Origin of the sequence: Actinomadura sp. B10D3 (assembly GCF_039871695.1) — a bacterium.
Classification (GTDB): domain Bacteria; phylum Actinomycetota; class Actinomycetes; order Streptosporangiales; family Streptosporangiaceae; genus Spirillospora; species Spirillospora madurae.
Window position 1 is genome coordinate 685,737 of sequence record NZ_JBDPLY010000001.1, and the last position, 25,335, is coordinate 711,071.

Below are 25,335 nucleotides of genomic sequence, written 5' to 3' on the forward strand. Positions count from 1 at the left end.
TCATTTGCGGGTGGTGGTCCCTAGGGCGGTACCGAGTGCGGGTGCCAGCGCGCGCACCGATCGGTTCTTGGGGTGGCGAGACAGCGTGCGCGCGAGAGCACGCAGGTCGGTGGCGATGGTCGCCGAGCCGAGCGTGGTGACGCCTGACAGCAGATCCCGGGTGAGCTGGCAGGCATGGTCGATCTCGCCGTCCGCTGCGTGGGCGAGCGCCCGCCGTAGGCCGAAGCGGACTCGCGTACGCAGGGCCTGTTCGGGCACCTGTGCCAGCTGTGTTTCGATGATCTGCGCGGCGGTGCGTGGCCGCCCCAGGTCGTACAGGCACCAGCCCTTGACCATCTCGGCGGGATCGTTCAGATTCGTGGTGCCGATGACCGGGGCACCCGAGCCCTCCCCTGGGCGGGCGAGCAGGGCGCGGGCCTGCTCCAGGCTCCGCATACAAGCGTGGTAATCGCCGGCGAGGGCGTGTCCTTGGGCCTCCCGTTGTGCGGCCAGGCCACGGATCCGCGGTGACACATCACCGCTCTGCGCCTGCCGGGCCAGTCCGATCGTCTGCCCGGGGTCGCCGCGGTAGAGCGTGACGAGCGCGCGCCGGACCAGCGAGTAGGCAGCGAGATGGTGATCACCGCCGGCGTCGGCGAGGTCGACGGCACGCTGGGTCCACCACAGCGCGCCATGCTCGTCGCCGGTCTCCTGAACCAACCAGCCGATGTACTCGGCGTAACGGGACCCGAGCCGTAACAACGCCTTGCGCGTGTGTGCACCGGCGGTCTTTGACAGTTCCTGGTGCGCGTGGGTCTGTGCGATGAGAACGGGTAGCAGCAGCCCGGGGCTGGTGGTCTGACCGAGCTGTCGATATTGATCGAACAAAGATTGGAATGTCCCGACAAGCGTCGTGTCCTCGACGTTGGTGGAAACGGCAGGCAGGCCGATGCTCACACCCGCGATCGACACGGCACCGGCCGCAACCGCCTGTCGTCGGCTCATCGGCTGGAACCGGCTTTGACCTTGTGAAGACAACATCATCAGCCACACCTCTTCATCACCATTTGCATCTACGGTGACTCCAATCCCGGAAGGGTCTTCCGGGACCAGGGCGGCGAGCGCTCCATCGGCGGCGAGCGCGGCATCGCAGAGGCGGGCCAGCTCACGGCTGGGCTTCTTGATGCCTCGCTCGACCTTGCTCAGCTGGGCCTTGCTGTAATGGACCCGCTGGGCCAGCCCCGTCAGCGTCATGTCGGCTTCCAGGCGCCGTCGTCGAAGTTCTGCTCCGAAGTCAGTCGGCTGCTGGACCACCTCAACCTCCGTCACTGCCTGTCCGAACAGCCGAGAGTCACCGTCAGTAAGACTGCGGGACCCCGGGCTGGGAGGGCAAGGCGATATGGACGTTTCCCGTTTCCTCTTCAAAGGCAATAGGAAGTCGCCGCTCTTGTCGATAAGCGGAGACATGATTGAGTCAGCGCCGAGCAACTCGGCGTCCTGCCAGCCCCGGTGTCCCCACCTCGATCGGAGACCGTCGTGAAGAACAGCGTGTTGTGGCGAGTTGTCGACAACGACAGTGGCGCCGAGGCCATCGTCAGTACGCCTGCCGAGGCGGTCGCGTTCATCAACAGCCGGTTCGACACCGATGAGAACGACGAGCCGTTCAGCTTCACCGAGGTCGGTCCCTTCGTCCCGAAGCCGCTGGGCGTCATCACCGCGTGGGCGGCCAAACAGGACGACGGGCGGACCGATGGGCGAACTGCACCGATCACGATCAGGCCGGTAGTGACTGACGGTGCCATCGACAAGTGCGACGCCGTCGTGCTCTGGGGCGACGTGCAAGTTACGTGGGACCACGACGTGTACACCGTCAATGGGCCGGACGGCTTCGAGTACGACGTCGCCGACAGTGCAGCCGAGCTCAACGAGATCCTCGACGAGTACGCCACCGACTACGAGTACGTCGAACCCGAAAGGCCCGACAGTCACGCGCGACCGAGCCAGCGAGAGTTGATCCGGTACGGCGCCCAGGAGTGCGCCAGCCGGTTCGGGCACCTTGACGACGACGCTCTGCTATGGCTCGCCGCCACCCGGATCACGCTCGCCCTGTGGCGCAACACGCCTGTCGAGAACTGGCATGCCGGCAGGAGCCCGCTGCACGACGGCACGATGATGCGGATCAACGCGGCGACCACCCGGCTCGTGCGCTCGATGCTGTCGTTTGACCATGTCGACTGGGTCGATGTCGGTCTCGCGATCGTCGAGCCGTCTCGGGTTCTGCCGACTGGACAGTCCGTGCTCGAGCTCGGGTTGGCCTGCCACAACCCTGACGACCCGGCGCACGAGGATGATCCGCGCGACGACCTCGCGGAGATGGCACAGGACGCGATCGGTTGGGGCCGTGCGTACCGCCTCCACGAGCAGGAGTTCGGCCTGCGGACCCTGATCGGATTCTTCTGCGCGTTCGACAACGGCTGGTTCGGCGCACCTAGTTGGAGGCGCATCGTCGATCGGTTCGTTGCCGCAGTCGACGACCGGGATCACGGACACTGGCGCGTGCACCGGGACCAGCCTTGGTTCGACGAGTGGTTCACCAGCCGTCCGGCCGACATTGCGGACAACGCTGAACTGCGTCGGCTCCTGCTTGCCGGGCCGGACCTGCTGTCCGAAGCAGCTGCCGAATGGTGCGTGGAAGGTGCCATCGGCTACGTCTGTCGGGACGACCATGCGAACGGCTGCGAGCGGTGCGGTGTCCCGCCGGCGACAGAGTCGTCGAGTTAGTCGCCGGTTTGAAGCGCCCTGGTTTTGGAGCCGTGCGAGGATCTCTTCAAGATCGGCTTCCTCGTCCACGCGCTCCAGACGGGTCACATTTACAACCCGCTGGGTCGATGACGCCCGCCTGGGCCTCGGCACGCCATAACCGAGGGCTATCAACCGGACTTCTGACTGACGGCGTTGGAACACCCAGCAGCCACCAGGCTAGAACTTGATCGTTTCGGTGATCGCCCGTGAGAACGACGCCGCTTCGTTTTCCAGGACCGACTCGTCCGCCATGATCAGGTAAGCCGTCATCAGTCACTGCCGTTGCCCCAGTTATCCAAATCCCCTCTACACAGAGTATGTGGCTCCGCCGACAGTTCCTGTCATGACGGTGATCAGGGCCTACGTGTCCATCCCCTCGAACCGTAGGGAGTGTGTCCATTCGGTTGGGACCGCCTCGGGTCAGGTGGGCGAGCCGTGACAGGCTGTGGCGGCCCACGGCATCGCGTGGCGGCGGCGTCGGCGTTGTCCGTGGCCGTCGGCAGCATCGGAGGGTCGTCAACTATGCCCTGCTCGAGTGCGCCGGGGGTTTCAGCGCCGCGGGCGCGAGCGCCCTGGTCTGGCTGCCTGACTGAGTGGGCTGCCGCGGTGGCGGCCGATGACGCTGACGATCTTGAGGCGGCTCGCGAGTCGCTACGAGAGCCTCGTGAGAACCCTTCCTGTGGAGAGGGTGGTCGAGCAAGCCGAAGCCCTTGGAGATGTTTGTCTGATTGTGCGCCGTGGCGGCATTCATGGCGTGTTACGGTGCTTCTTCTTGGTTCTGCTAAGGGGTGGAGCGTCTCGGGGGACGAGCGACTGCTCTCCATGTGCGGTTTGCGTGCTTACGACTGATAACGGGGTGGCTGGTTGACTGATCTGCTTGACCACGAGCTCCTTGCCTGGCTCATGGGCGACTGGCAGGAGAACGGTGAGTCGGTGTGCGTCATCCAGGGATTCAGCGGCGTCGGGAAGAGCAGGATCGCCATGGAGGTAGCCCGGAACGCGACCGTCCCCAACGCGTTCGTCGCGGTCTCACCGGGCATGGCGGAGTCTGATGAAATCCTCTTGGACATCGCGGCTGGTCTCGAACAGGGCGGTCTTCCGGCGATGGCCAACGAACCGGACCTGCGCGCCGGATTCGCAGCCGCGATGAAGCAGAGTTGCCTGGTCGTGGTAGACGACTTCGACGTCCTGCTGGACCCCGAGTCCCGATTGCCCGATCCGTGGCTAGCGGAGTTCATCAAGCAGATCGGCCGCAGTCCACTGACCCGGGGGCGACTGCTGCTAGTAAGCAGCATCAGCCTGGACGGCGACGCGCCATGGCTCGAGAACGCCAGGATCAGGCAGGTCGCCAAGCCAAGCGTATCCGACGCCGTCGGATATCTCGGTATGCTCCTTGCCGACGAGGGCCTTCAAGCGGAGATCCAGCCGCCGCAGCGTGCCGACGTCGTCCGGTGGCTTGGATACAACGGGCGGGCCATGCGCATCTTGGTCTCCTGCCTCAAGGACGACCCCTTGGAGGACCTGATTGGTCTCGACCAGGCCTCCTGGGACATGCGTGACCAGGCGACCTCCCCACAACTGATCAAACGCCTGGAGCGGCAGTTCCTGCACCGCATCCTTGACCGATTGGATCCCGATTCAGGGACGCTGCTGGAGATGCTTTCGGTGTACCGCAGGCCCTTCCAGAAGGAGGCCATCGACAACCTGCGCCGCCTGGTGACCAACGTAGAGGTCTCACGTGAGCGCCTGAGGTCGCGCTTCATTCTCACCCGGAACCGAAAGTGGTATTCGCTGAACCCGGTGGCGCGGGAGATCCTCCGAGCCCAGTTGCGGGGAAGCCCGAAGCAGGAGCTTGCCGCGCACAGCCGGGCCGCCGATTTCTACGTGCGTCACTTCCGGGCGCGCTCGGGCGCGACCCTGAAGTTCGCGCCCCAGTTCGTAGAGGCCCGTTACCACCTCCTGAAGTCCGAACGAACGCGGGAGTTCGACGAGGTGGCGCACGCCTTCCGAAGCATGGTCTTGTCCGCCTACCGCAGTTCCGCGAAGGTCCCAGAGGACCCGGGCAGGATCGAGGAGTTGACGGCGACCCTCATGGCGGCGCTGGCGGAGGAGACCAAGGTGCAGGCCCCCGTCCGGATATTCCTGGCGAAGCTGCTGCTCGCCCGCGGAGGTCGCGACGACGACCGCATCGCGCTCCAGCAGTTGACCATAGCCAGCCGCGCCACCAGGGACCTATGGGCATGGCGGACGCGGATCCAGTTGGCCGGCCGGCTCGAAGGCGCCGCCGCCGTGGAGGCCGCCCTGATGCAGGGGGTGGACGCCGTGCCCCCGGCAATGGCTTACCAGCTCTACCATGCTGCAGGTAAGGCCCTCATGGCGCTAGGGGACCAGGCGCGTGCCCTGCGCCTGATGGACAAGGGGCGAAGTAGCCTCCCCGCCGGGAACAAGTACGGCATCTATTCCTTCACCGCGTTCGTCCTGTGCACGGCGGGGCGGCAGGTGGACGCCTTAAGACTGCTGCGTGACGGCTACAGGGAGATCGCCGGGGTCGAGAACTCCGAGCGCCTGATCGAGCAGGCGATCTTCATCGCCTTCGGCCGACACGACCCCACGGAACTGGACGAGAACCGCAAGACCATCATGGCGGTGAACTCGCCGTTGGTGACCGAACAGTTGCTGCTCTGCGAGGTGATCCGCCGGCAGATCCTGAACGACTTCGCCAGCGCCGCGGAGCTCGCGCAGTCCAACCCACGGACGCACGCCCTGATCTCGCAGGCGGCTTTCGCTTGGCTTTGCGAGCGCGAGCCGCGTCGCGCCGCCGAAATCCTGGCGCAGGCCGAGCTGCCGCCCAATAAGAGCACCTTCTGGCTGCGCGGGATGGTCGCCCTATGCACGGACGATGACGAACGTGCCCGCAAGGAATTCAGCCGCTGCCTCGACAAGCCCCTGCCCGACGATGCGGAAACCGACGACCGGCTGTGGCTGAGGATATGGGACGACATCCCCAAGGCCCCGGACAAATACCCGGCCTTCTACTTCCCGTGGCTGCCCAGGGCACTGACCGGCTTGCCGTTCGACCTGCACCGTTCGCCGGACAGCATGCCGGTCGCCGAACTGATGGAGGAGTACGAGATCGAACTCCCCCTCGTTGCGCCGTCCCCTCCCGAGAACGATGGAAAGGGCACACAACCCGGGACGCAGCAGCCCTCACTGATCCTCACCGTGAATGCCAACGCCGCAGGAGGCCCTTACATGACGAGCAACTACAACAACTACGGATTGGTCGGTGCGATGGGCGAAAACGCCTCCTCGCACAACAATACCTTCGCGGGCTCCATCGCCGCTCCCGGCATGCTGGCGGAACTCATCAAAGAACTGGTGGCCCTGCGGGACGCGATGCGCGAGCAGGCGGCCAATGCCGAACAGGACGTCGCGGTCGCCGAGGTCAGCCAGGCCGTCGAACTGCTCCGGCAGGGCGACCAGGAGGGTGCCCAGAGCAGGCTGGCACGTGCGGGCGGCTGGGCGCTCCAGGTGGCGACCGGAATCGGCACGGCGCTGGCGGCTAGCACGCTGCAGCACGTCGCTGGAATGTGACGGCTGTCGGCGCGTGCCGCGCTACTCGGACCGGTCCGTTCCGAGTAGCGCGGCACGCGGTTGGTGGTGCCGCTGGCTGAAGATGTAGCGGACGATACGGATGCAGGTCGGAGGCGTTGGAACTGATCAGGGAATCCGCCTTGCGGGGCTATCTGCTCGAAGAGTCGCTGGCTTGGATGCTGCGCTTCAGCGGATACCGGCTCTTGGTCCATGCAGACCAGGACCCTGCTGAGTTGATCAGGGACGGCGGGACACTTCGGGTTCGTGGGCGGGGTGCGCAGCATCAAGTGGACGTGCTCGGCGAGTTCGCGTTCACTCCGGCGTTCTCCATGCCGGTGAGGCTGTTCTTGGAGGCCAAGTTTTACCAGGGCAGTTGCGGGCTGGAGACCGTTCGTAATGCTCACGGCGTGATACACGATGTGAACGAGAACTTCATGGCGGACGACGGTGCACGCCCCCGACAGCGGTATAAGTACTCCTATGCCTTGTTCTCGGCGAACGGGTTCACGAGAGACGCCCAGAGGTACGCGCTCGCACATCAAATCTCCCTGGTGGACCTGTCGGGTGCATCCTTTGCCTGGCTGCTCGGCTTGATCGGAACGACGGCTTCGAGTTTGTACGGGGCGCAGCAGCATCTGCCTGGGTCAGATCCGTTCCCAGTGACGTGGATGCGGACGGAACTGCGGAAGGCTCTGGAAACCTCGCCCTTGAATTTGTTGCCCCCCGCTTCGGTCCCCGAAGGGAAGTTCAGGCAGGCCGCCGGTGTGGCCCTCGCACAGTTCGCCGCCGTGCTGGGGCAGCGCAGCGAAGCGGAACTGCTGCTGGGGTTTCCCTCCGCTCCGTTCATTCTTCCGCTGGCTGTTGACGATCACCGGCGGTTCTTGGCGTATGCGGAGACGAGGCCGGATCATCCGGTGAGGATCAGGCGCCGCGGGACCGGTGCTGCTGCTGAATGGACGTTGTCGCCTGCGGACGCGGCGGGCGCGTACGAGCTGACGTTCAAGATCCCGGAGCACATCGAGGAGTGGATCAGCGGCATAGGGGAGAAGGAGCGCCGTCGCACTACCCAGTTCAAGGAGCAGTTCCTGTCCACGATCACGCTCTACCGCATGGACGGTGCCGGGGTGCGCACCTACCAGTTGCAGTACGAGCCGAGTTCGCTGTCCCGTCCGGGAACAGAAGGGTAGGCGGGCTCCCTGATGCTGCCGGCCTGACGATCGTGCGACGGGTCACTTCCCAGGGCACAAGCCAGGTCAGAGCGGCAGGTATGGGCTCGGTCGGCCGTGCCAGCTGATGGTGAGGGCGTCGCGGGCTCGGGTGGCCGCGACGAAGAGCAGAGAGCGGGCCTTGCGCTGTTCGCGCTCGTAGCGGATCGGGTCCTTGGTGCGGTAGCGCTCGATGATGCTGGTGTGAGGGATGATGCCGTCGCTCGCCCCGACGATGGCGAGCCGCTGGTATTCGAGGCCTTTGAAGCGGTGCATGGTGCCCACGTGGATGTCGCCATCACCCTTGGGGCCGTCCTTGGTGAGTTCGGCGCAGGTGATGCCAGCCTGGGTCTCCAGGTAGTACATGGTCTGGCTGACCATGTTGCGGTCTGCGAGGCAGACGGCGATCAGGCCGCCGGGGTCGCGAATAGCCCCGTTGTCGTCGGTGGACAGTTCCTCGCGCCAGTTGCGCAAGGTAGCGGCGAGACCGGCGAGCTCGTCGTCCCAGCTGCGGTAGGGGACGAGGAGAGGGGCTGGGCCGCGGAGGACGGACCGATAGCCGGCGAGCGTGTCGGTTCCATCGTCGAGATCGTCGTAGGAGATCTTCTCCGTTGGGTGCTCAGGGTCCACGACGCAGAGGGCTTTGGCGAGTATTTCCTTGGTTGTGCGGTAGCTAAGAGTCAGGCGGGATGAGCGGCCGCGGATATGAATGCCAAGGGCGCCGAGCGCGGCCTGGTGGTCGTAGATGCGCTGGTGGGTGTCGCCGGCGATGAACATGTCGTTGGGCTGGTCGGGGTCGGCCATGGCCCGCAGCATCTTCCAATGCGCGGGGCGCAGATCCTGGGCCTCGTCGACCACGATGTGTCGATAGCGGTAGCCGAGGTAGCGCAGGCCCGAACTGTCATCGCTAGCGGTGGGGCCCTCGCCGTCGCTGCCTTCCTGAGCTTGGCGGCGGGCCTTGATCTTCGCCGCACGTTCGATCTCGAACCGTGCGGCGCGCTCCGCGGCCTGGCCCCAGGTTTCAACCCCGAGCTTGTCGAGGCGCGCGGTGAACTGTTCGATGAGCTTCCAGACGTGGCTGCGCTCGGGGCGGGTAAGCGCTCGACCCCGGCCGGCGCGGCGAGTCTGGAAATAGGCGGACCGGGTGGGGACGGCCTGACCGAGGATGACCTGTTCCCATTCCTCCAGGAGGAACTCAGCATCCCATCGGTGGTCGTCGAGTTCGGCCAGGAGCTGGCGCATCTCATTCAGCGCCACCTGGTCGTAGATGCGTTGCTTGCCGTGGCCGGGGACGGTGTTCTCGCCGAGGACACGAGCGGCGAGCTGGTCGATGTGTGCGATATCGACGCGGGCGAGGAGCTCCGTGTCGACGAGGGATGCGAGGCGCAGCCGCAGGTCGGTGGTGAGGTTCTTCGTGAAGGTGGTCAGCAGGATCGGCTTGTCATTGCCGGGCGGCAGCCGCTTCGCGAGGTGCTTGACTCGATGCAGGGCGACGATGGTCTTGCCGGTGCCGGGGCCGCCGGAGACGCGGGCGGGGCCGTTGTAATGGCGGTGGACGATGCGTTCCTGGGTGGGGTGAAGGTAGACCTTCCAGGTGCGGAAGTCACCCTCTTCGATGACGGCGCGGACGGAATCGTCGACGCTGGTGACCTTCGTGCGGGACAGCGCCGTTGCGAAGTCGTCGAGGTCAGGTTGCTGATCGAGTTCGACCGGGGTGGTGATCTCGCGCCGGACCTCGTCGATGTCCATGCCGGCAGCAAGACCGTACAGGATGTCCTTGGACAGCAGAGGGGCGCTTTCTACGAGCTGGTCGAGTTCGGCGCTGTCGGTGACGGTCAGAGCCAGGTCGATCAGCTGGTCAGCGACGCCGAGCCTGCGGAGTTGCTCGGCGTCATAGGCGGCGAGCAGTGCCGGGGCTTTGGTTTCCGGTTCGGGCTCGGGGCGACGGTTGGCCTCTGCCGAGCGGGTGGGTTCGTCTGTTGCTGCCGGCTCGGTTGGTGTGAGGGTGATGCCAGCGCGGCGCAGGGCGCTGTCGCCGACGACCGAGAGGTCGACGAACTCGATTTCTCCGGTGACACGGTTGACGGCGACCTGAAGTTCTTCGTAGACCTCTCTGCGGTGGCGGACGGCGATGACCAGCCAGCTTTCCGTCCCGTCAGGGTCGATACCGGTCGGGGTGAGCAGGGCCCGGTAGGACTGGTTGATGCGCGCGGACCAGATACGAGAGTCGCCCTTTAGCTTCTTCTTCTTGAGTCCTGGCAGGGCAGGGTCGTTGCGGAAATTGTGGCAGAAGTCGTAGAACTGGGCCTTGACCGAGCGGTCGAGCCTGTAGAGCTCTTGTTCGGCTTTGCGGTACAGGCTAAGCCGGGCGGTCATCAGGTGGTGCCTTCCGTGTCGGGGAGCCGGTCGAGCAGTTCGTCGAAGTGGTCGAGCCATTGGGCGGCGGTACGTACCGTCCAGCCATCCTCGGCGTAGGCGATGTCGCGGCGTTCGGCCTCGTGATCGTCGGCGCCATGGGGCAGGGAGACGACGGCGATCTTCAGGTCGGAGCCGTCCCAGGCGAGGTCGGCCTGCCAGCGGCTGTCGCCGAGTTCGTAGCCGAAGATCGGGGCCTGTTTGCCATGATCGGCGAGCCGTTCAGCAAGGCGGAGCAGATCCGGCTCCTCCTCGGGCTCCTCGCGCAGAATGACGAGAATGTCCTCGTCCCAGGCCGCGTCCCGGGACGCTTGACCGAGCGTGGCATCCGCTGCCGGGGGCGCCCCGAGGGAGGACGCGAAGGGTTTGCCAGCAGGCAGGGGCACCCCGGGGGTGCCGTTGACGGAGTCGAGTTCGCCGAGCCCGCCGCATACGGCGAGGACCTCGACCTCGAAGTCGGCGGCGCGACTGGTCGCGAGCTGGACGCCGTCACCACCGGCCAGGGACAGAAACTGCGTGAGGTTGGTCCAGTACAGCCAGGACCGCCAGCGTTTCTTGTGCTCGTCGGTCTCCAGTACGGTCTCGGAGTCGTCGAGGACGGCGAGTGCCGTCCATTTCAACGCCTCGGGGTCGGCGGCGTCCAGGACGAACAGGATCGGCAGCCCGCTGGCATCCTTCGTACGGAAAACGTGAACGGGCCCGATTCCTGCGCCGTCCGGCCCGATGGATCCGGCGTTGCGGCCGCCGACGCCCAAGGCGGCGAGTTGGTTACGAAGGGCCGCCACAAGCTCGCTACGGCTGCTGGTCGAGGCGACGGGGGTGGTATCGGGGTGAGCTGCCAGGCCAGTGACCAGCGCCTGGGCCCGCCGAGCCCAGAGGTCGGCATCCGGATCCCGCAGGTAGGCGATCAGGCTGTCGATCGGGTTGGCGAACACGGTCGGCGCGAGGTGGGCACGTTGCCCGCCGTACTGCTCGTAGGCGGCCTTGGCTTGTTCCTGAGCGGTGCCCTGGTACGGCGGCCAGACGGGCTCGGCCCGCTCGGTGCGCTGTTCGAACAGGTCGATGTCCGCCCATGTGACTTGGAAGACGATCTCGCCGTCGGCACGTAGCCGAGTGCGCTGCGCAGCGTCGTCGGCTATCCGGTTGTGCTCACGGCTGGCGTGGAAGCGGAAGCCTTCGAGGTAGACCTTGACGCTCTGCGCAGGGCCGTCAACACGGGTGAAGGTGAAGTCAGTCCGGGTGCCGTGCATTACCTGCTGGGCGGTCAGCCGCCAGTGCGTGACACTGGATCCGGCGGTGAAGCGCAGATGTCCGCTGGCATGCCCGTCTTCTTCCAGAGCGGCGTCATCATTTGTCTTGACCCACTCCCGTAGCGCGGCCAGGAAACGGGCTTCCAGGTCGGATTCGATTTGGGCGTCCAGCCCGACCAGGCCGGTGTGGTCGACGTCGCTGGTCTCCCACCCATCCGTGCCGTCCATCTTGAACAGCAACGTTTCGATCATGTTCAGCGCCGCTTGGCGTGAAACAATGTCTTGAAGGTGCTCGGGGGTGTAGCGGTGCAGGCAGCGGTGGCAGGCCCTGCGCTGCTCCTCGGCACATGGGCAGGCCTTGAGCTCCTCGTAGGCGGCGGCGAGCGTATCGCGAAACGCGGACGGGTCGGTGAGCCGGTCCAGGTAACCCGTCCCGCCGGGTAGGGAGTCGAACAGCACGAGGAACCAGCGACGCTCTCCGCTCTCACTGTCCGGCATGGAGGCGACGGTGGTGTCCAGGTGCTGCGGATCTCCGCCGAAATGGAGATCGACACCCAAACGCAGGGCAGCCCGGAAAGAGTGCACCTTGGCGTCGACGTCGGCGGTGGCGGCAGGGAGCAGCACCCGCAGGGCTTCGGTCTCCAGCCGATGGGCGAGCAGCACCGGCTCCTGACGCACCCCGTCCTTCTTCCCGCGGCGCAGCGGGCACCACGGGCGATGGTGCTTGAGCCGTGGGTTTCGGGCCGCCAGGGAATCGAGCGCGTCGGTGTCGTGGTCGAAGACAGGCCGGCCGTCGGCGCTGGCCGCACCGCAGGCTGTGCACACGTGGAAGGGGTTCAGTCGCACCCGGTGACCGGCGAAGTCGTCCCGGCTCGGGGCGTCGTAGCGAACAGGGCCGACGTTGATCCGGCGGATCACGGCGCTGCGGCAGTAGTCGACGCCGAAGGTCTGACGTTTGTGCCGCCAGGAGCCGGGCTCGATGTCCGACAACGGGATGTCGACCGCGTCCACGACCGTATATGTGCGGCGGTCTCGGTCGTCCTTGTCGTCACGGATCTGGGCATCGTCCCGGTTGTCACGGGAGGTGACGGTGGTCGGCTCCACCACCTGGAACAAGCACGAGCCGTCGTCGGCGATGTGGCCGGTCTTGCAGCGCGGACATGGCGAGCGGTCGGCGGCAGCGTTCTCCGTGCGCACGTAGCCACACCCCGGGCACACTCGCCAGGTGCGCCACTCCTGCCGGCCACCGGTGCTGAGCTCCAACCCGCTGATCTGGTGCTTGTATCCGTTGACGTAGAAGGTGTTGCCCGGGGCGAGTTCCTCAAGGGCGAGGCGACGCGGTCGTTCATAGGCCTTGGTAGTGGAGGTGAAACGCACCTTCCCCGTCTCCGCGTCGACACCATCCTCGCCTATCAGCGTGGCCGACAGCGTGGTGGTGGAGTCGATCAGCGCATAGTTGGGCAACAGCCCCAGATCGCACAGGGCCTCTTGGGCGGCTGTGTCGCCCAGGATCATCAGGCGCCTCCCGACCCCTCGCTGTTCGGCGTCCAGCTCGGCCTTCTGGCGGGCCTGATCCGGGTCAGAGTCGTGCAGCTCGTCGTGCGCGGCGTGGATTTCCCGCAGCCGGTCCTTCAGTGCCTGCCGGCCGCGGAACCATTCCCGCTCGGCCTCCTCGATCCTGCCGCGCAGATCGTGTGTCGCGTATGCGCGCAGGTCGGCCTTGGCCTGCTCGTTGACGCCGGCGGGGAACAACTCAAGGAATCCCTCCGCCAACTCAGCGCCTTGAGCGAGAGCGACCTCGACCAGGTCCACCAGGTAGCCAGAGGGGCCGAACAGGTCGGGTGCCTTGGACGGCAGCGCACGCAGCACGATGCCGTCCGCGCGCACGAGGCGTCCCGCGGCGGCCAAGTCCAGCAGGTGCGCCAAGTACTGACGGCGGAGGATCTCGATGGCCGACAGATGACAGCCCGGGGGCACGATCGTGCCGGCGATCAGGTCCTTGGGGCGCTCCAAGAAGTAGAGGTCACGGCGGCGCCGGTCGGGGATCGTCAGCAAGAACGCGTTTCCGGTGCGTCGCCCGGCTCGGCCGACCTGCTGCACGTAGGAGGCGGCGCGGCGCGGCAACGCGGCCAGCACCACTGCGGACAGTTGGCCGATGTCGATGCCCATCTCCAACGTCGGCGTGCACGACAGCACATTGGGATCCTTGAAGCCCCCACGCCGTTTGAACGCCCTCTCGACCTTCTCCCGCTGCGGGCGGTCGAGCATGCTGGTGTGCTCGGCGGTCACCACCTGATAGGTGCCCGCCTCCCGGTACAACCGCCGGTAGTAGTCCTTGGTGTAGTCGCGATCACGATGGTGCACGCCCAGCCGCGCGGGCCGGTCCCCCGCCACCAGGCGGCCACTGCGGCAGCGATACGCGGGACAGGGCTGGTCACGCCACTGGTCGAGCAGGGACGGATGGACCGTCTGCTCCCAGAAACACACCGGGCAGCGCACATAGGCATGACGCACCTGCTCGTCATCCAGGAGCTGCGCCTCGATGTGCCCCGGCTTGAGCCCGTAGATCCGCACGGAGGAGTCTCGCGGCGTACGCACCGACAACAACTCGAGCGCCACCAGCTCGGGCAGTAGCCGATGCCAGAACTCCGGGGCCAGCTCCCGCGGCAACTCCAGACACTTCCCAGCCCATCGCTCGCACCAGGACAGGCGCCCCGCGACGAAGTCGAACTCACTGCCGGTCTTGGTCGGGTTGAGCAGGAACATGGGGGCCGCGATCCGCTTGGGGAAGGGCCGCATTCCCGGCGCCCGCTTCCCCCATATGTAGTAGCGGCTGGTGCCCGCTTCTTCGACGTACTTGTCCAGCCACTTGTGGGCGACCGCACCCCTGGTACGGAGCCGTTCCAGAAAGATGCGAACAAGGCCCAGATAGCGCGCGTCATCCTGCTCGACGAGCGGCACCTTGCCGTCGGTGCACTCCTCGTGGGCCTGCCTGGCGAGCGTCACTACCGCATCGGGGTCCGCGATCCGCACCTGCGCGGCGGCAGTGCGGGTCAGCTCCAAAGTGCGGCCATTGCGGGAGCGGAAACCGAATTCCATCAATGTCTCGAACGCCAGTCGCTGCCCGATCATCTGCCAGGTCGGTCGGCTCCCGCCGTGTCCCCGCCCTGACAGCAGCAGCTCAACCCCTCGGAAACCATGCAGATCCGGTGGTACGACCGCGGCAAGCGTGTCCTTGTCCGTCGTGGCCTCGACCACATCGGCGATCAGATCGTTGAGCGCTGTCGGCGAGTCGGAGCGCAGGTGTTTGGCCAGAAGAGCGCGCAGGGAGAAGGTGTACGAGCGGTTGGCGACGAATCCGGCCCGGTGCGCGGCATCCTGCACCGAGTCGTTGAACATCAACGTCCTGTCCTCGTGGAGTTCGACGTCGAGCTCCCCGCCCGTGAACAACTGAGTGATGGACGCCGCCGCCATCGCGGCCGCCCCGGTCCCCAGGTAGCGGATCGCATTGCGCTCCCCGCACGCCGGACACCAGTCCTCCCACGCTGCAGTGTTCGCGGTCTCCCCGAAGTTGACCAGGACGAAAGCCGAGTCGCGGGCCGTCAGCCGGGGCTCGCCGGTGTCCTTGTCGTAGTCGTTGGCAGGATCGGGCAGCCGCAACCGCTTGCGCGCCCCGTCCAACACCATCAGCAGCCCGCCCGCCCCATGAGACGCCGCTGCTCCCTTGGCGCCCCGGCCAGCCGACGGCAGGGCCGCCGCCCCCGATCCCTCCTGGGCCTCCCGGTCGGTCGCCGCGATCAGGTTCCGTACCCGGACCTTGTCCTGTCCCAGAGAAGAACGACGGATCTTGAACGTGTCGAACTGGACGTCGTGGTCGTCGCTCTCCGGTGAGAACACCGCCCAGCCCGAGCGCCCGCAATCACGGCAGTAAATGGCCGGCAAGAACAGGTTCGCGCTCTGTACCGACGTTGCCGTCGTCACCGGAGCATTCCGGCCGCTCTCCGCCGCGCTAGCATCCGCCGCACCCGCCGCATCCCACCGGAACTCCGCCCTGGGCCACGGCAGCACACCCCGCAGCAACCGCGACACCGACCGCGCCCACTGATGCACCTCGACATGCACAAAGGGCCACAGTTCACCTGGAGGCGAATCCGGATGGCGCGCATACGACAGCAGCGCCACAAAACGCGCCAACGCCTCGGCGGCCTTCTCCGGCTGCCGGGCCACCGACTCGGCCCAACCGGCCGCCCCGGACCGCCACATGATGTCCAAGACCTCGGCGCTGGTCTTCACCTCGCCATCCAGCGCCTGCATCACCGCTCGAGTGAACAGATGCCGCTGGAGATTGCCGCCAAGGACGACCGGATCCAGGTCGCGCACACCGGTCACCGTCTCGATGAGGTCCAGCAGCGCCTCATCGCCGACAGCCGGGTCGGGCAGCGCAAGCAGCTCATCAGGGGTGGGCAGCCCCTGCATCGTCAACCCCGTCAGCGGGATGAACTCCTCCACCGGCAGCCGGTTCTCCCCGACGATCGAGTCCGCCTTGAACTCGGTCCCGAAGACATCGGTCGCCACCTCAAGAAGGCGAGCCACGCCGTCCTTGTCCGTCCCTGACGCGAGCGTCGCCGACGTTGCGACCGGACACATCTGTCCCAGCGGACGCCCCTTCTCCGACACCCCCACCGCGGCGGCGAGCCGCCGCAGCAGCATCGCCACGTCTGTGCCCTGAGCACCGTCGTAGGTGTGGAACTCGTCGACCACCACGTAGCGGATGTCGGCGTCCCGCCACAGCGGAGCATCGGCCTCGCGTTGCAGCAGCAGATCCAGCATCTTGAAGTTCGTCAACAGGATGTCGGGCGGCGACAACTGCATGTCCGAACGCCACGTCCGCACCTTCTCGTACCGGATGGCCGCCCGGTCCCCGATGTACAAGCCGGCCCACAGCTTGCCGAGTTCCGCCTCATGCTGGGTGAGCAGGTCGTTGATTCGCTGGGCCTGGTCCGTCGCGAGGGCGTTCATCGGGTAGAGGAACACCGCCTTGATCCCGGCCTTACCCGCCTCTCGCTCCCTTCGGCAGTGGTCCAGCACCGGATACAGGAACGACTCCGTCTTACCCGAACCCGTACCAGTGGTGATGAGCGTCGGCTGTGGCGTATGCCCTTGTGCGGAGGTCAGCCGGGCGAACGCGGCGGCCTGGTGGGCGTACGGCACCCACCCATCGCGCCGCCACTCCAGGTGCTCGCGCCATTCGTCGCTGGCCAAGGTGAATGGTGTACGAATCCGCAGGTATGGCCCCCGGAACATGCCCGAGGTCTCATCCCCCAGGAACCGGTGCAAGGCCTCGCGCGCACCCTCATCCGTCAACGCATACGTCGTCGACAGATACTGCAGCAGGCTCTCCTTGAGCCCACGCGCCTCCAGCGTCGGCCTCACGACCTCGGCACCTCCTGCTGGACCGGATCCCACTCCCCGCGCGCGACCGCCGCGTCTAGCCGTGCTTTGAAGTATGCGTGCGCCGTACGCATCTCGTCCTCGCGCTTCGCCTGGTAGAAGGGGGCGCAGTAGCCGTCGGGCACGGGTGCCTTGTCCGGGTCGCTGCCGGTCTCCACCGCCGTTCGGTACGGCTCGAACTGTTTCCACGACTCCTTCGTCTGCCGCTGCCCGATTGTCCGCGCGTTCCCCGCGATCTTCCAACCGTCGGCGTCGAACCAGGTCACGGCCTCATACTTCTGCAGTACCGGGAAACGGCCTCGGTAAGCAGCGATGAGCGCATCGGCATCCATACCGAGCCACACGGCCACCAGGGCGTCGATCTCGACCAGAGCCGACCGGCGGGCACGCTCGGTACGCAGGGGGGTTTCGGGGCGCCAGTCGGGTGTGACCTCGTTCAGGCGTTGGAGCCCGGGCCAGTCGCATGCCCAGGGTTCCTGGTCAGGCCAGCCGGGGTCGTAAAGCTCGGTCCAGAAGTTGGCGTAGGCGGAAGTGAGGCAGTTGAGGCGGAGGGCTCGAAGGAGAAGGGCGGAGGCCAAAGGATGGCCGAGTGCAGGCGCTGGGGTGGCCTTGGCGCTTGCGCTGCGGAGGTCGCTCCGTCCGGTGACACGCAGGAAGTAGTCAAGGGGCAATGATGCCCAGAAACCGGCCACCAGGGCGGTGTGGCGGAGTTCTGGCATTGCGAGGCTGTTCATTGCGTCAATGTGAGCCATGCCCCTCGGAACGAGGGCACCGTAGAGCGCCCTCTCTGTGTTCGGCGCGATTTGTCGACGCCAGGCAAGCCGATAGAACGTGGCGTATCGGCGCCGTGCTCGTTGCTGCAATACCGCGTCGATTTGGTCCGGCGCCACCCGCTCCTCGGGAATGGAGTGCGCGTGCGCAAGCTGCTGCCGTGCACGGGCGATCGCTTTGTCGCTCGTCCGCAAGCGCGAGAGTGCTCGAAAGTCGATCCATCTCTCTTGTTCGTTGAGAAATTCACGATTTCGTCCGGGCACTCGCACAAAAGCCGTGTCTGGCACGAAGTCAGGGGGAAGAGCTACAAGATCGGCTCCATGTGGATCATTGCTGTTGGCATCGTGATGCTTGAAGACGGGAGTGGCGACGCTCAATTGGATGCCCTTGAGGATGACACGACGCCATTGGTTGGGCCGATACTCCTTGCCGGTGGTGGGGTTGGGGCGGTTGTGATCGATCAGGTTGGCCTTCTTGGCTCCGCTCTCGTTGTAACCATACGACATCTGCGGAGATAGGGCTCCAAGTCGCACCGGATACACCGCCAGCGCCTGAATCGCCGATGCTTCCGCTGTGCTGACCGGAAACGCCAGCCGGGCCTGTTCGACCGGCTGATCAGTCACGTCCAGCAGGCGTTGCCAGATTGTGAGTTGTCGCGTGTCCACCCGTACAACGCGAGCCCGGTGAGGACGCTCGTCAAATTCCCCATTGCGGTATCGGATGCCCGGCACCTCGCCCTCCCCGTCGTGCTGCGCAGAGTGCCGCAACGCGTCCGCGGAGACGAGCCAGGAGAGATGGTCAAAGGATATTTTGCCTGGCCGTCCATAGATGTGCACCCCGAAATGGGCAGTGTCGCCGACCGGCCGCGGAAAGAACCGCTGTCCCGAGTTAACAAAGTCTCCGTGAATTCGAAGCCTCCGATAGGTTGCTTCCCGAAGCTTCCCTTCCTTGTCTCCGGTGAAGTGCGTATCCGGATGCACCATACCGGCGGTCCCCTCCGCCGACATGTGTGCCCACACCTGCAGCATGAACGCCCGGTACAAATCCGGCTGCGTTCCCGTCAGTAGTGGATACATCTGCGGCGCCGCGAACACTGCGACCTGGGCAGTAGTGTTCGTTATCTCGTCAAGCACGTACTGTCGGGCCTCCTCCTCCCCGAGAACCGCTTCGCGTCGCCGATCCTTGTCTGCGGTCGATGCCTTGCTTTCCAGTTCGAACCACGGTTCGTGCTCTGCCAGCACTGCGGACTCGTTCCAACGAGGACGCACCCAGGGCGGATTTCCCACCTGAAGATCGAAGCCTCCGCCCTGCGCGAACACAAGGGCGAACTCCAGTTCCCAGTGCAGGAAGCCCTGCTCGTTCGCGATGTCGTGGACCGTGCGCAGCCACGGGAAACGCTGCTCTGGATCGCCAGGATCCATGTGCATGAAGTGAGGTATCGCCTGTTCAAACTCCTTGAGCTCTTCCAGGCTTGTGAAGGTGTCGAGAAGGGTCCCTTCGAACTCGTTGGCTGTGCCGAGCATTGCTTCCAGGAAGTCCAGCCAATCATCAAGCTCTTTGAGCGGGATGCGCGGGCGGAGCTTGGGAGCCTTCGTTTTGGGTGCGGGCCTCTTTGTTTGCGAACCGATCTGCTTTGTTTCAAAGATCGGCGACTCGTTGCTGGGCAATTCGAGGTCACTGAGAGAGGTCTGTTCGGGGCCTATGGCGAACAGCGCCATCACTTCAACTGAGCGCAGCTCAACTCTGGAGGGAGGAGTCGGCTCGCGAGCTTTTTCCTGAACTGGCAGTGCCCCGGGTTCTAGCTCTCCCCCTGTCAGTGGGAGGCCACCCAAGATCTCGCTGAGCTCGCTGGGATCGCTTACCTCGTTTCGTGTCGAGTACTCGGCATCGGTGCCGTCCAGCAATCCGGCCTTGTCGGTCGGCCAGAACCACAACGCACACCAGGCGTCCATGACCTTTTTCAGTCGCCAGTACGGAGTGTCTACAGCGTTGAAGAGGTCTTCCAGAACCTTCTCTTTTGGTACCGCCTGGTCGGGGTGCTGGAGGAAAGCGTACTCCGGGTCGGTTGGATCGGCTTGCCAGACGTCGATGCGTCTCGCGATCTCCCTCTCGGACAGTTCCATACGTTTGACAACTGCCGACCATAGGAATTCGACTCGTCGGGCAGCGTCCCGTAGCCGCGTGAACTGGGTCTTTGTTTCCTGCCTTGGCTTCCCGGTCTTGCGGTCGAGCTTGGGGCTGCCGTCCTTGTTGAGATGCGCGGTGCTGCGTTTGGGGCGTTGGAGGATACCCTTTTTCCAGGCAGCGAGCTGTTCCACGCCTTTGTTGGACAGCTCCTTGGCTTCCTTTGAGCCTGTCACCGCCGCCCATCCGGGGCTTGGCAACAGGAACTGGTGAACCGCGTCGTTGGGAAGAAACTGCGACTCGCCGTCCCTGAGAAAAGGCAAGGGGGTCGGGGCCAGAGTATCCTTCGCCTTAAGCCACGCCTTGTCCGGCGAAGTTACATCCGCCCCGGCGTACACGGCGCGTCGGGCGCCGATCAGGGAGTTACCTCGGCGCAAGTGCAGCCCGAACCAGGGTGCACGCATGCCCGGGTGCATGGTGTTGAGCCACAGGGACACTTCGGCCAGCTCGACTCCGGTCGCGTTGAGGTCTACGCCGTAGGCGTTGTGCAGGGCGATGTACGCCTTGACCTTCTGCTTCTCAGTGATCGCATCCGCGGCGGGGATGGTGACGCCGAGTTCGTCCTGGCGACGCCGCAGGTACTCCTCTGCTATCTGGTTGATCGCCTCGTTCAGGAAGGCCCCAGACCCGAGCGCTGGCTCGCAGATCTTGTACTTGAGCAGCTCCGACGCCCGAGTCTTGATGACGTTGCCGTCCTCGTCGCGCTCCTGGTCGAGGCGGTGCTTCAGGGCGAGTTCGACGGTGACCTTGGTCAGTGACTCGGGGGTGTAGTACGAGGCGGAGGTCTCGCGGTCACGGCCGGCGAGACGGTAGACGAAGGAGCCCTTCTCGTATTTCTTGACCCCGCGCAAGCCTTTGCGGGCGTCATCCTCCCCGTACTGGACGAGGGTCTTGTCGGGGTACTGGTCCATCCTGCGGGAGGGGATGAGCCAGGAGCCTTGCTCCGGGTCGCCGCCCTTGGCGACCTCGCAAAGCTCCTCTTCGGCGATGATGCCGGTGTAGGACATCAGCCCCTCGTAGACGGCGCCGAGTTGGTTGATGCCAAGGTTGCGGTACGAGATGAACCCGCCACGTTCACCGCGCTTGCCCTTCTTCATCGTGAGCAGGCGTAGCACCTCATGGAGGGCGACGTTTCGCAGGCGGAGGTCGAGCCAGCGTGGGTCGGTGTCCTCATCGCTTGTGGGATCGGGAACTCCGGTACCGATGAGGCGGATGGCGGCGGGTTCGAAGAGTTCGCTGCGCAGAGGCTCGAAACGCAGGCCGCGATCCTCGCTGCGTCGGGCAGCCTTGGCCTTGCGGGTTTCGTCGTCGTCACCGGGCTGGTCGTCGTCGGGTTCGGTGCCGTAGGGGCGGTGACCGGAATTGACCTTGCCGAACAGAACGTCCAAGGACTGAAAGAGGTGGAAGCCGTTCCTGGCTTCCTCGTCGACGAGTTGCTCGTCGCGTGCGACCAGTTCGCGGAGGCGTGCCATGGAGTAGCCGGCCTCGTAGGAGCCATCGTCGGCGGGGAGGATCCCAAGCTCGGGGCGTGCCTCCGCGTACAGCAGGAAGAGGATGCGGTACAGGTAGCGGAGGGACTCGCGGGTGAGTTCCCGGGCGAAGGGCATTTGGGGGCTGGCGATGTCGCTCGGGGTGACGTTGTTTCTCGGTTCGGCCATCCGAGCCAGGACTTCGTTGGCGATGATCTCGACCGAGCGTCGCAGGCCGTAGCGCAGTTCGCTGGAGACTCCGGCGGCGTTGTCGCCGGAGGACTTGAGCAGGCCGTCGATCGCGCGGCTCTGGTCGTTCTCCCCGGGTCGGAGCATGTCCAGGCTGAACAGGGCCGCGATGGTGGCGAGTTCCCCGTGCTGGGTCCGGTCGTTACGCACCAGGGCAGCATCGAGGTTGGCCGCGAGGTAGCGGCCCTCGTTCCAGGACTGGCGGTCGGCGAGCAGGATCACGCCGCCGCACAGCAGGAGGACGAAGCGAGGGTGCGGGCCGTTCGCCTCGCCGAGTTCGCTCTGGAAGAGCCAGGAGGCCAGGGCTGCTCCGGTCTCGTAGCTTTCGCTCGCACTGACGCGCAGGGGCGTGAGCAGCCTTCCAGGGCCGGCGGTGTCTAGGGCTGCGTCATTGTCGGTGGCCCAGCCGCAGTCGAGGGCGATGATGCCGTGGCCGTGGTAGGCAACGGGCAGGGTGTGGTCGCGTCCGGCCCGGTGGACGGTGAGTTCGGCGGGGGAGGGCTCATAGCCGAGGGCGTGCAGCACCATCTGGTGCCATTCGGCCAGGCGTTTGGTCCATTCGGGGTCGTTGTAGGTGGTGAGCCGCGCCTCGTCGCCGGAGTCGCTCTCGGTCGTCTTGACGAAGTAGCCGCGCAGTTCATCGGCGAGGTAAGCGGTGCGCAGAGCGCGCAGCTGCTCGCGCGGTGTCTTGCGGGGGTCGTGTGCGTCCCCCTCGCGCACGGCCCAGGTGGCGAACAGGCCCTTCTTGAGGTCGGTGCCGAGTTGTTCGGCGAAGTAGTGCGCGGACAGGTACTCGCCTCGGTTGGTGAAGGAGTCGAAGTCGGTGCTCATCGCGCAGTGCCTTCCTCGGCGGCCGTATGCGGTTCCAACACGGCCAGCAGACGCAGCATCGGTTTACCGACCGTCTCCAGGGACTCGACGAGTCGGCGTCGCCGATCGGCGGTCTCGTCGATGCCTTTCCTGTTCGGGCGCGCGCTGGCGAACAGGGCATCCTGCTGCCACCGATCGATCCGCTCGCGATAGGGGGCGAGGGTCTTGGAGATCCGCTTGCGGTACTCGTCTGCGACGTCGGTCAGGTGCCGCTGAGCCGCCTCCACAGCATCGGGTACCAGGGCGCTTAGCCCGGGCAGGTCTTGGGGCGTGGCGCGGCCGGGCATGGCCGGACCGACACCGAAACGCTCCAGCAGGGCCGTGGTGAGCTGCTCGACGCGTGGGTCATCGGGCAGGCCGGAGACCGCGAGCCACTTCACGATGGTGGGCTTGCCTAGGGCGTTGGAGTGGATGCCCTGAACGAGGTAGGTGGGGCTGTCAACGGTGGCGGCCAGTACTGGGGCTTGGTGGCGGCCGATCTCGACCAGCACTTTGTCGGTGAGCCAGTCCAAGACCGGGTGGACATCGGTGACATAGGAGACGTTCGGCCACTGAGACTTGGAGGTCTCCCGCGCGGCCGTCAGGCGCTTGCCGGCGAGGGTCTTGGAGAAGGTGATCCGCATCCGGCCCGGCTCGGCCTTGCGTGGCAGGATGTGCTGCTCGTCCAGGTATGACTTGGGCAGCGCCTTCAACCGGTAGAGGAGGTCGCCGGGCGGTTCGAAGGCGATGGTGCCGTCGTCGTCGCGGCGCAGTGACAGCATGTCCTCGGGGTTGGGGCGGCAGATCTGCCGTAGCGCCTCATCGAAGTAGTCGGCCGTGGAACGAAACAGTCGCAGCTCCGGCGCACGGGCCACGTCGGGATGCTCAGGTACCGCGCCGACCTGGCCGAGCAGCCCGGACAGGAAGGCCGCGCCACCTTGCTGCGACTGTTTGATCGACTCCTCGACGGTGTGGCCTGTGATCAAGTCCAGGGTCAGGCGGTCCTCTTCTTCCTTGGCCCTGTAGAGCCCTGTGACGGCCTCGGCCGATCCTTCGATCTTGTGGGCTTCTTCCTCTCGTTTGAGGAGCTTCTCGCCTACCAGCCGGTCGTCCAGTGTGCGCGGTCGGCCGGTGGCCTCATCCGTACGCCACGGCAGGTCGCTGGTGAGGACCAGTGCCCGGAACTGGGGAGGGCGCTCCTGCCCGTAGCGGTCGATGCGGCCGTTGCGCTGTTCGATGCGGATCAACGACCACGGCAGGTCGTAGTGGATGAGCAGGTGGCACTGCTGGTGCAGGTTGACGCCTTCGGACGCGATGTCGCCGGTGAACAGAATGCGCACGGGGTCGTCGCGTAGCCCGAAATTCTCGACTATGCCGCGCTGTTCCTCGTCGGAATTGGCCTCGCCGTGCATGACCTGTACAGCGCCGCCGAAGCCCAGCCATGGCTTCTTGTTGTCAGGGCTGTCGGTGCGCTCGAAGCCCAGCTCTGCTGGCACGGTCTCAGCCAGCCACCGCAAGGTCGGGATGCGCTCGGAGAACACCACCACTCGCGTGTCCGAACCCGGCCCGACCCCCAGCGCGCGCAGCTCGTCCAGCAGCGCGGCCAGCTTTGCCGAATCCTGGTCGCCGATCTGCTCGGCGAGCTGCCGCAGAGAAACAAGCGCGGCTCGTTCAGCCTTCCGCTCGGCCTCCTGTGCCGCCGGATCGGCGGGTCTGGGCTGCCTCTTGGCGCCGTTCGCGCGCTTGTCGGGGCGCGGCTTGTCCAAGGTGCCGATCCGTGTATCGATGGTCTCCAGCAAAGCCTTGTGCGACGACAAGAACGACTTCAACAGCTGGTACGGGACAAGCTGATGCCTGCTGACGGACGGAGTATCTGGATCAGCGGGAATCCACCGAGCGATCAACTCCGCGAAGACGGCGAGTTCCTTCTCGCGGGCCGGCGCGTAGACAGGCTGGGAAGGACCTCGGTCGGCCCAGGCGCCCTTGAGCGAGTCGCGGACTTCCGGCGTCGTCTTCGTCCGCCGGATGTAGAGGTGGTCGAGGTCCTTGACTTCGTATTGGGAGGGGTTCGCGATCGCGGCCTCGTCCAGCATCCTGACCAACTCGGCGAACGAGCTGGGGTCGCCGTTGTGGGGGGTGGCCGAGGCCAGGATGAGCGCGTCGGTCCTGCGGGCCAGCAGGCGGGCGAGCGCATTGTTCTTGGTGCCGCGGTTGACGAGGTTGTGAGACTCGTCGATGACGACCGCATCCCAATCGGTGTGTTCCAGATGGTGCGCGTAGACGTCGCTCTTCAGCGTGTCCACGGAGATGATCGCGCGCTTGAAGTAGGCGAACGGGTTGCGTCCAGCCGGGATGTCCTGCTGAACCCGCTGGATACCGGTCGAGTCCAGTCGCACCAGGGGGATCGCGAACCGGGTCCACAACTCGCGCTGGAACTGCTCAAGCACATGCTGCGGCGTTACCACCAGGATGCGTTCGCCCCGTCCGCGGCGGATCAGCTCCGCCAGCAGCACCCCGATCTCCAGAGTCTTACCCAACCCCACCACGTCCGCGATGAGGATTCGCGGCTGCGGGTTCTTCATCGATAGCGCCAGTTCGGCCGGGCGAAGCTGGTGGACCTGCTGGTCCATGAGGAAGTTGTCCGCCAGGGCCAGCCCAAGCTGTGTCTGGGGCAGGAAGGTCTTGCGCATGACCGCCTCCAGGAACAGCCGGGCCCGCCGGTGGCTGGGTGAATCGTCGGCCACGAGTTCGGTCTCGCGTGGGTCTAACTCCCTGACGGTGTCCAACCGGTCGTAGAACACGGAGTCCAGACCGCGGACGAACGAGGAGATGCCGGTGACTTCGAGCATCCAGCCGTCATGGGTGGTGAGCACGCTGTTGCGCACCAACCACAACTCGTCGCGGATCAGGACCTGGGCACCCGGTGCATACCCGGCCGAGGCCGGTGCCGCTCTCTCGGCCGATGAATCGTCGAGTCCCACGGCACCCGGCACCGCGCCGTCATGGACATCTACCGCTTCTGCCTCGACGCTCAACGTCCGCTCCATCCCTTCATCTCGCACTGGTGCACCTGCCACCGATCACCCACCGGACGAACGGATGTGGCGGCAACGCCCG

The 25,335-nt window shown here is 65.7% G+C and carries 8 protein-coding genes; 3 read left to right on the forward strand and 5 right to left on the reverse strand.

The window, feature by feature from the left end; translation table 11 throughout:
* Positions 1-1,293, reverse strand: a complete 1,293-nt coding sequence (locus ABGB11_RS03020; RefSeq protein WP_347628490.1) for a helix-turn-helix transcriptional regulator — start codon at positions 1,291-1,293, stop codon at positions 1-3.
* Between the two features lie 222 nt (positions 1,294-1,515).
* Between ABGB11_RS03020 and ABGB11_RS03025 the strand changes: the two genes are divergently transcribed.
* The 3 genes from ABGB11_RS03025 to ABGB11_RS03035 all read left to right on the forward strand — a co-directional run bounded on the left by ABGB11_RS03025 (position 1,516) and on the right by ABGB11_RS03035 (position 7,562).
* Positions 1,516-2,760 carry a hypothetical protein gene (locus ABGB11_RS03025; protein WP_347628492.1) on the forward strand — a complete coding sequence of 415 codons (1,245 nt, stop codon included), beginning with the start codon at positions 1,516-1,518 and terminating at the stop codon, positions 2,758-2,760.
* Between the two features lie 885 nt (positions 2,761-3,645).
* Positions 3,646-6,375 carry a hypothetical protein gene (locus tag ABGB11_RS03030; RefSeq protein WP_347628494.1) on the forward strand — a complete coding sequence of 910 codons (2,730 nt, stop codon included), beginning with the start codon at positions 3,646-3,648 and terminating at the stop codon, positions 6,373-6,375.
* Between the two features lie 116 nt (positions 6,376-6,491).
* Positions 6,492-7,562 carry a restriction endonuclease gene (locus tag ABGB11_RS03035; protein ID WP_347628496.1) on the forward strand — a complete coding sequence of 357 codons (1,071 nt, stop codon included), beginning with the start codon at positions 6,492-6,494 and terminating at the stop codon, positions 7,560-7,562.
* 66 nt (positions 7,563-7,628) lie between these two features.
* Here the strand turns inward: ABGB11_RS03035 and ABGB11_RS03040 are convergent, their stop codons facing one another.
* From ABGB11_RS03040 to ABGB11_RS03055, 4 genes are read right to left on the reverse strand one after another with little or no spacing between them, the layout of a single operon-like run.
* Positions 7,629-9,956 (reverse strand): UvrD-helicase domain-containing protein, encoded by a 2,328-nt coding sequence (locus tag ABGB11_RS03040; RefSeq protein ID WP_347628498.1) that lies wholly within the window; start codon positions 9,954-9,956, stop codon positions 7,629-7,631.
* Positions 9,956-16,678: a DEAD/DEAH box helicase gene (locus tag ABGB11_RS03045; RefSeq protein ID WP_347628499.1), complete on the reverse strand. Its 6,723-nt coding sequence runs from the start codon at positions 16,676-16,678 to the stop codon at positions 9,956-9,958. The genes ABGB11_RS03040 and ABGB11_RS03045 overlap by 1 nt, the downstream gene beginning before the upstream one ends.
* Positions 16,675-22,200 carry a class I SAM-dependent DNA methyltransferase gene (locus tag ABGB11_RS03050; protein WP_347628500.1) on the reverse strand — a complete coding sequence of 1,842 codons (5,526 nt, stop codon included), beginning with the start codon at positions 22,198-22,200 and terminating at the stop codon, positions 16,675-16,677. The genes ABGB11_RS03045 and ABGB11_RS03050 overlap by 4 nt, the downstream gene beginning before the upstream one ends.
* Positions 22,197-25,253, reverse strand: a complete 3,057-nt coding sequence (locus ABGB11_RS03055; protein WP_347628502.1) for a DEAD/DEAH box helicase — start codon at positions 25,251-25,253, stop codon at positions 22,197-22,199. The genes ABGB11_RS03050 and ABGB11_RS03055 overlap by 4 nt, the downstream gene beginning before the upstream one ends.
* Between the last annotated feature and the right edge of the window lie 82 nt (positions 25,254-25,335).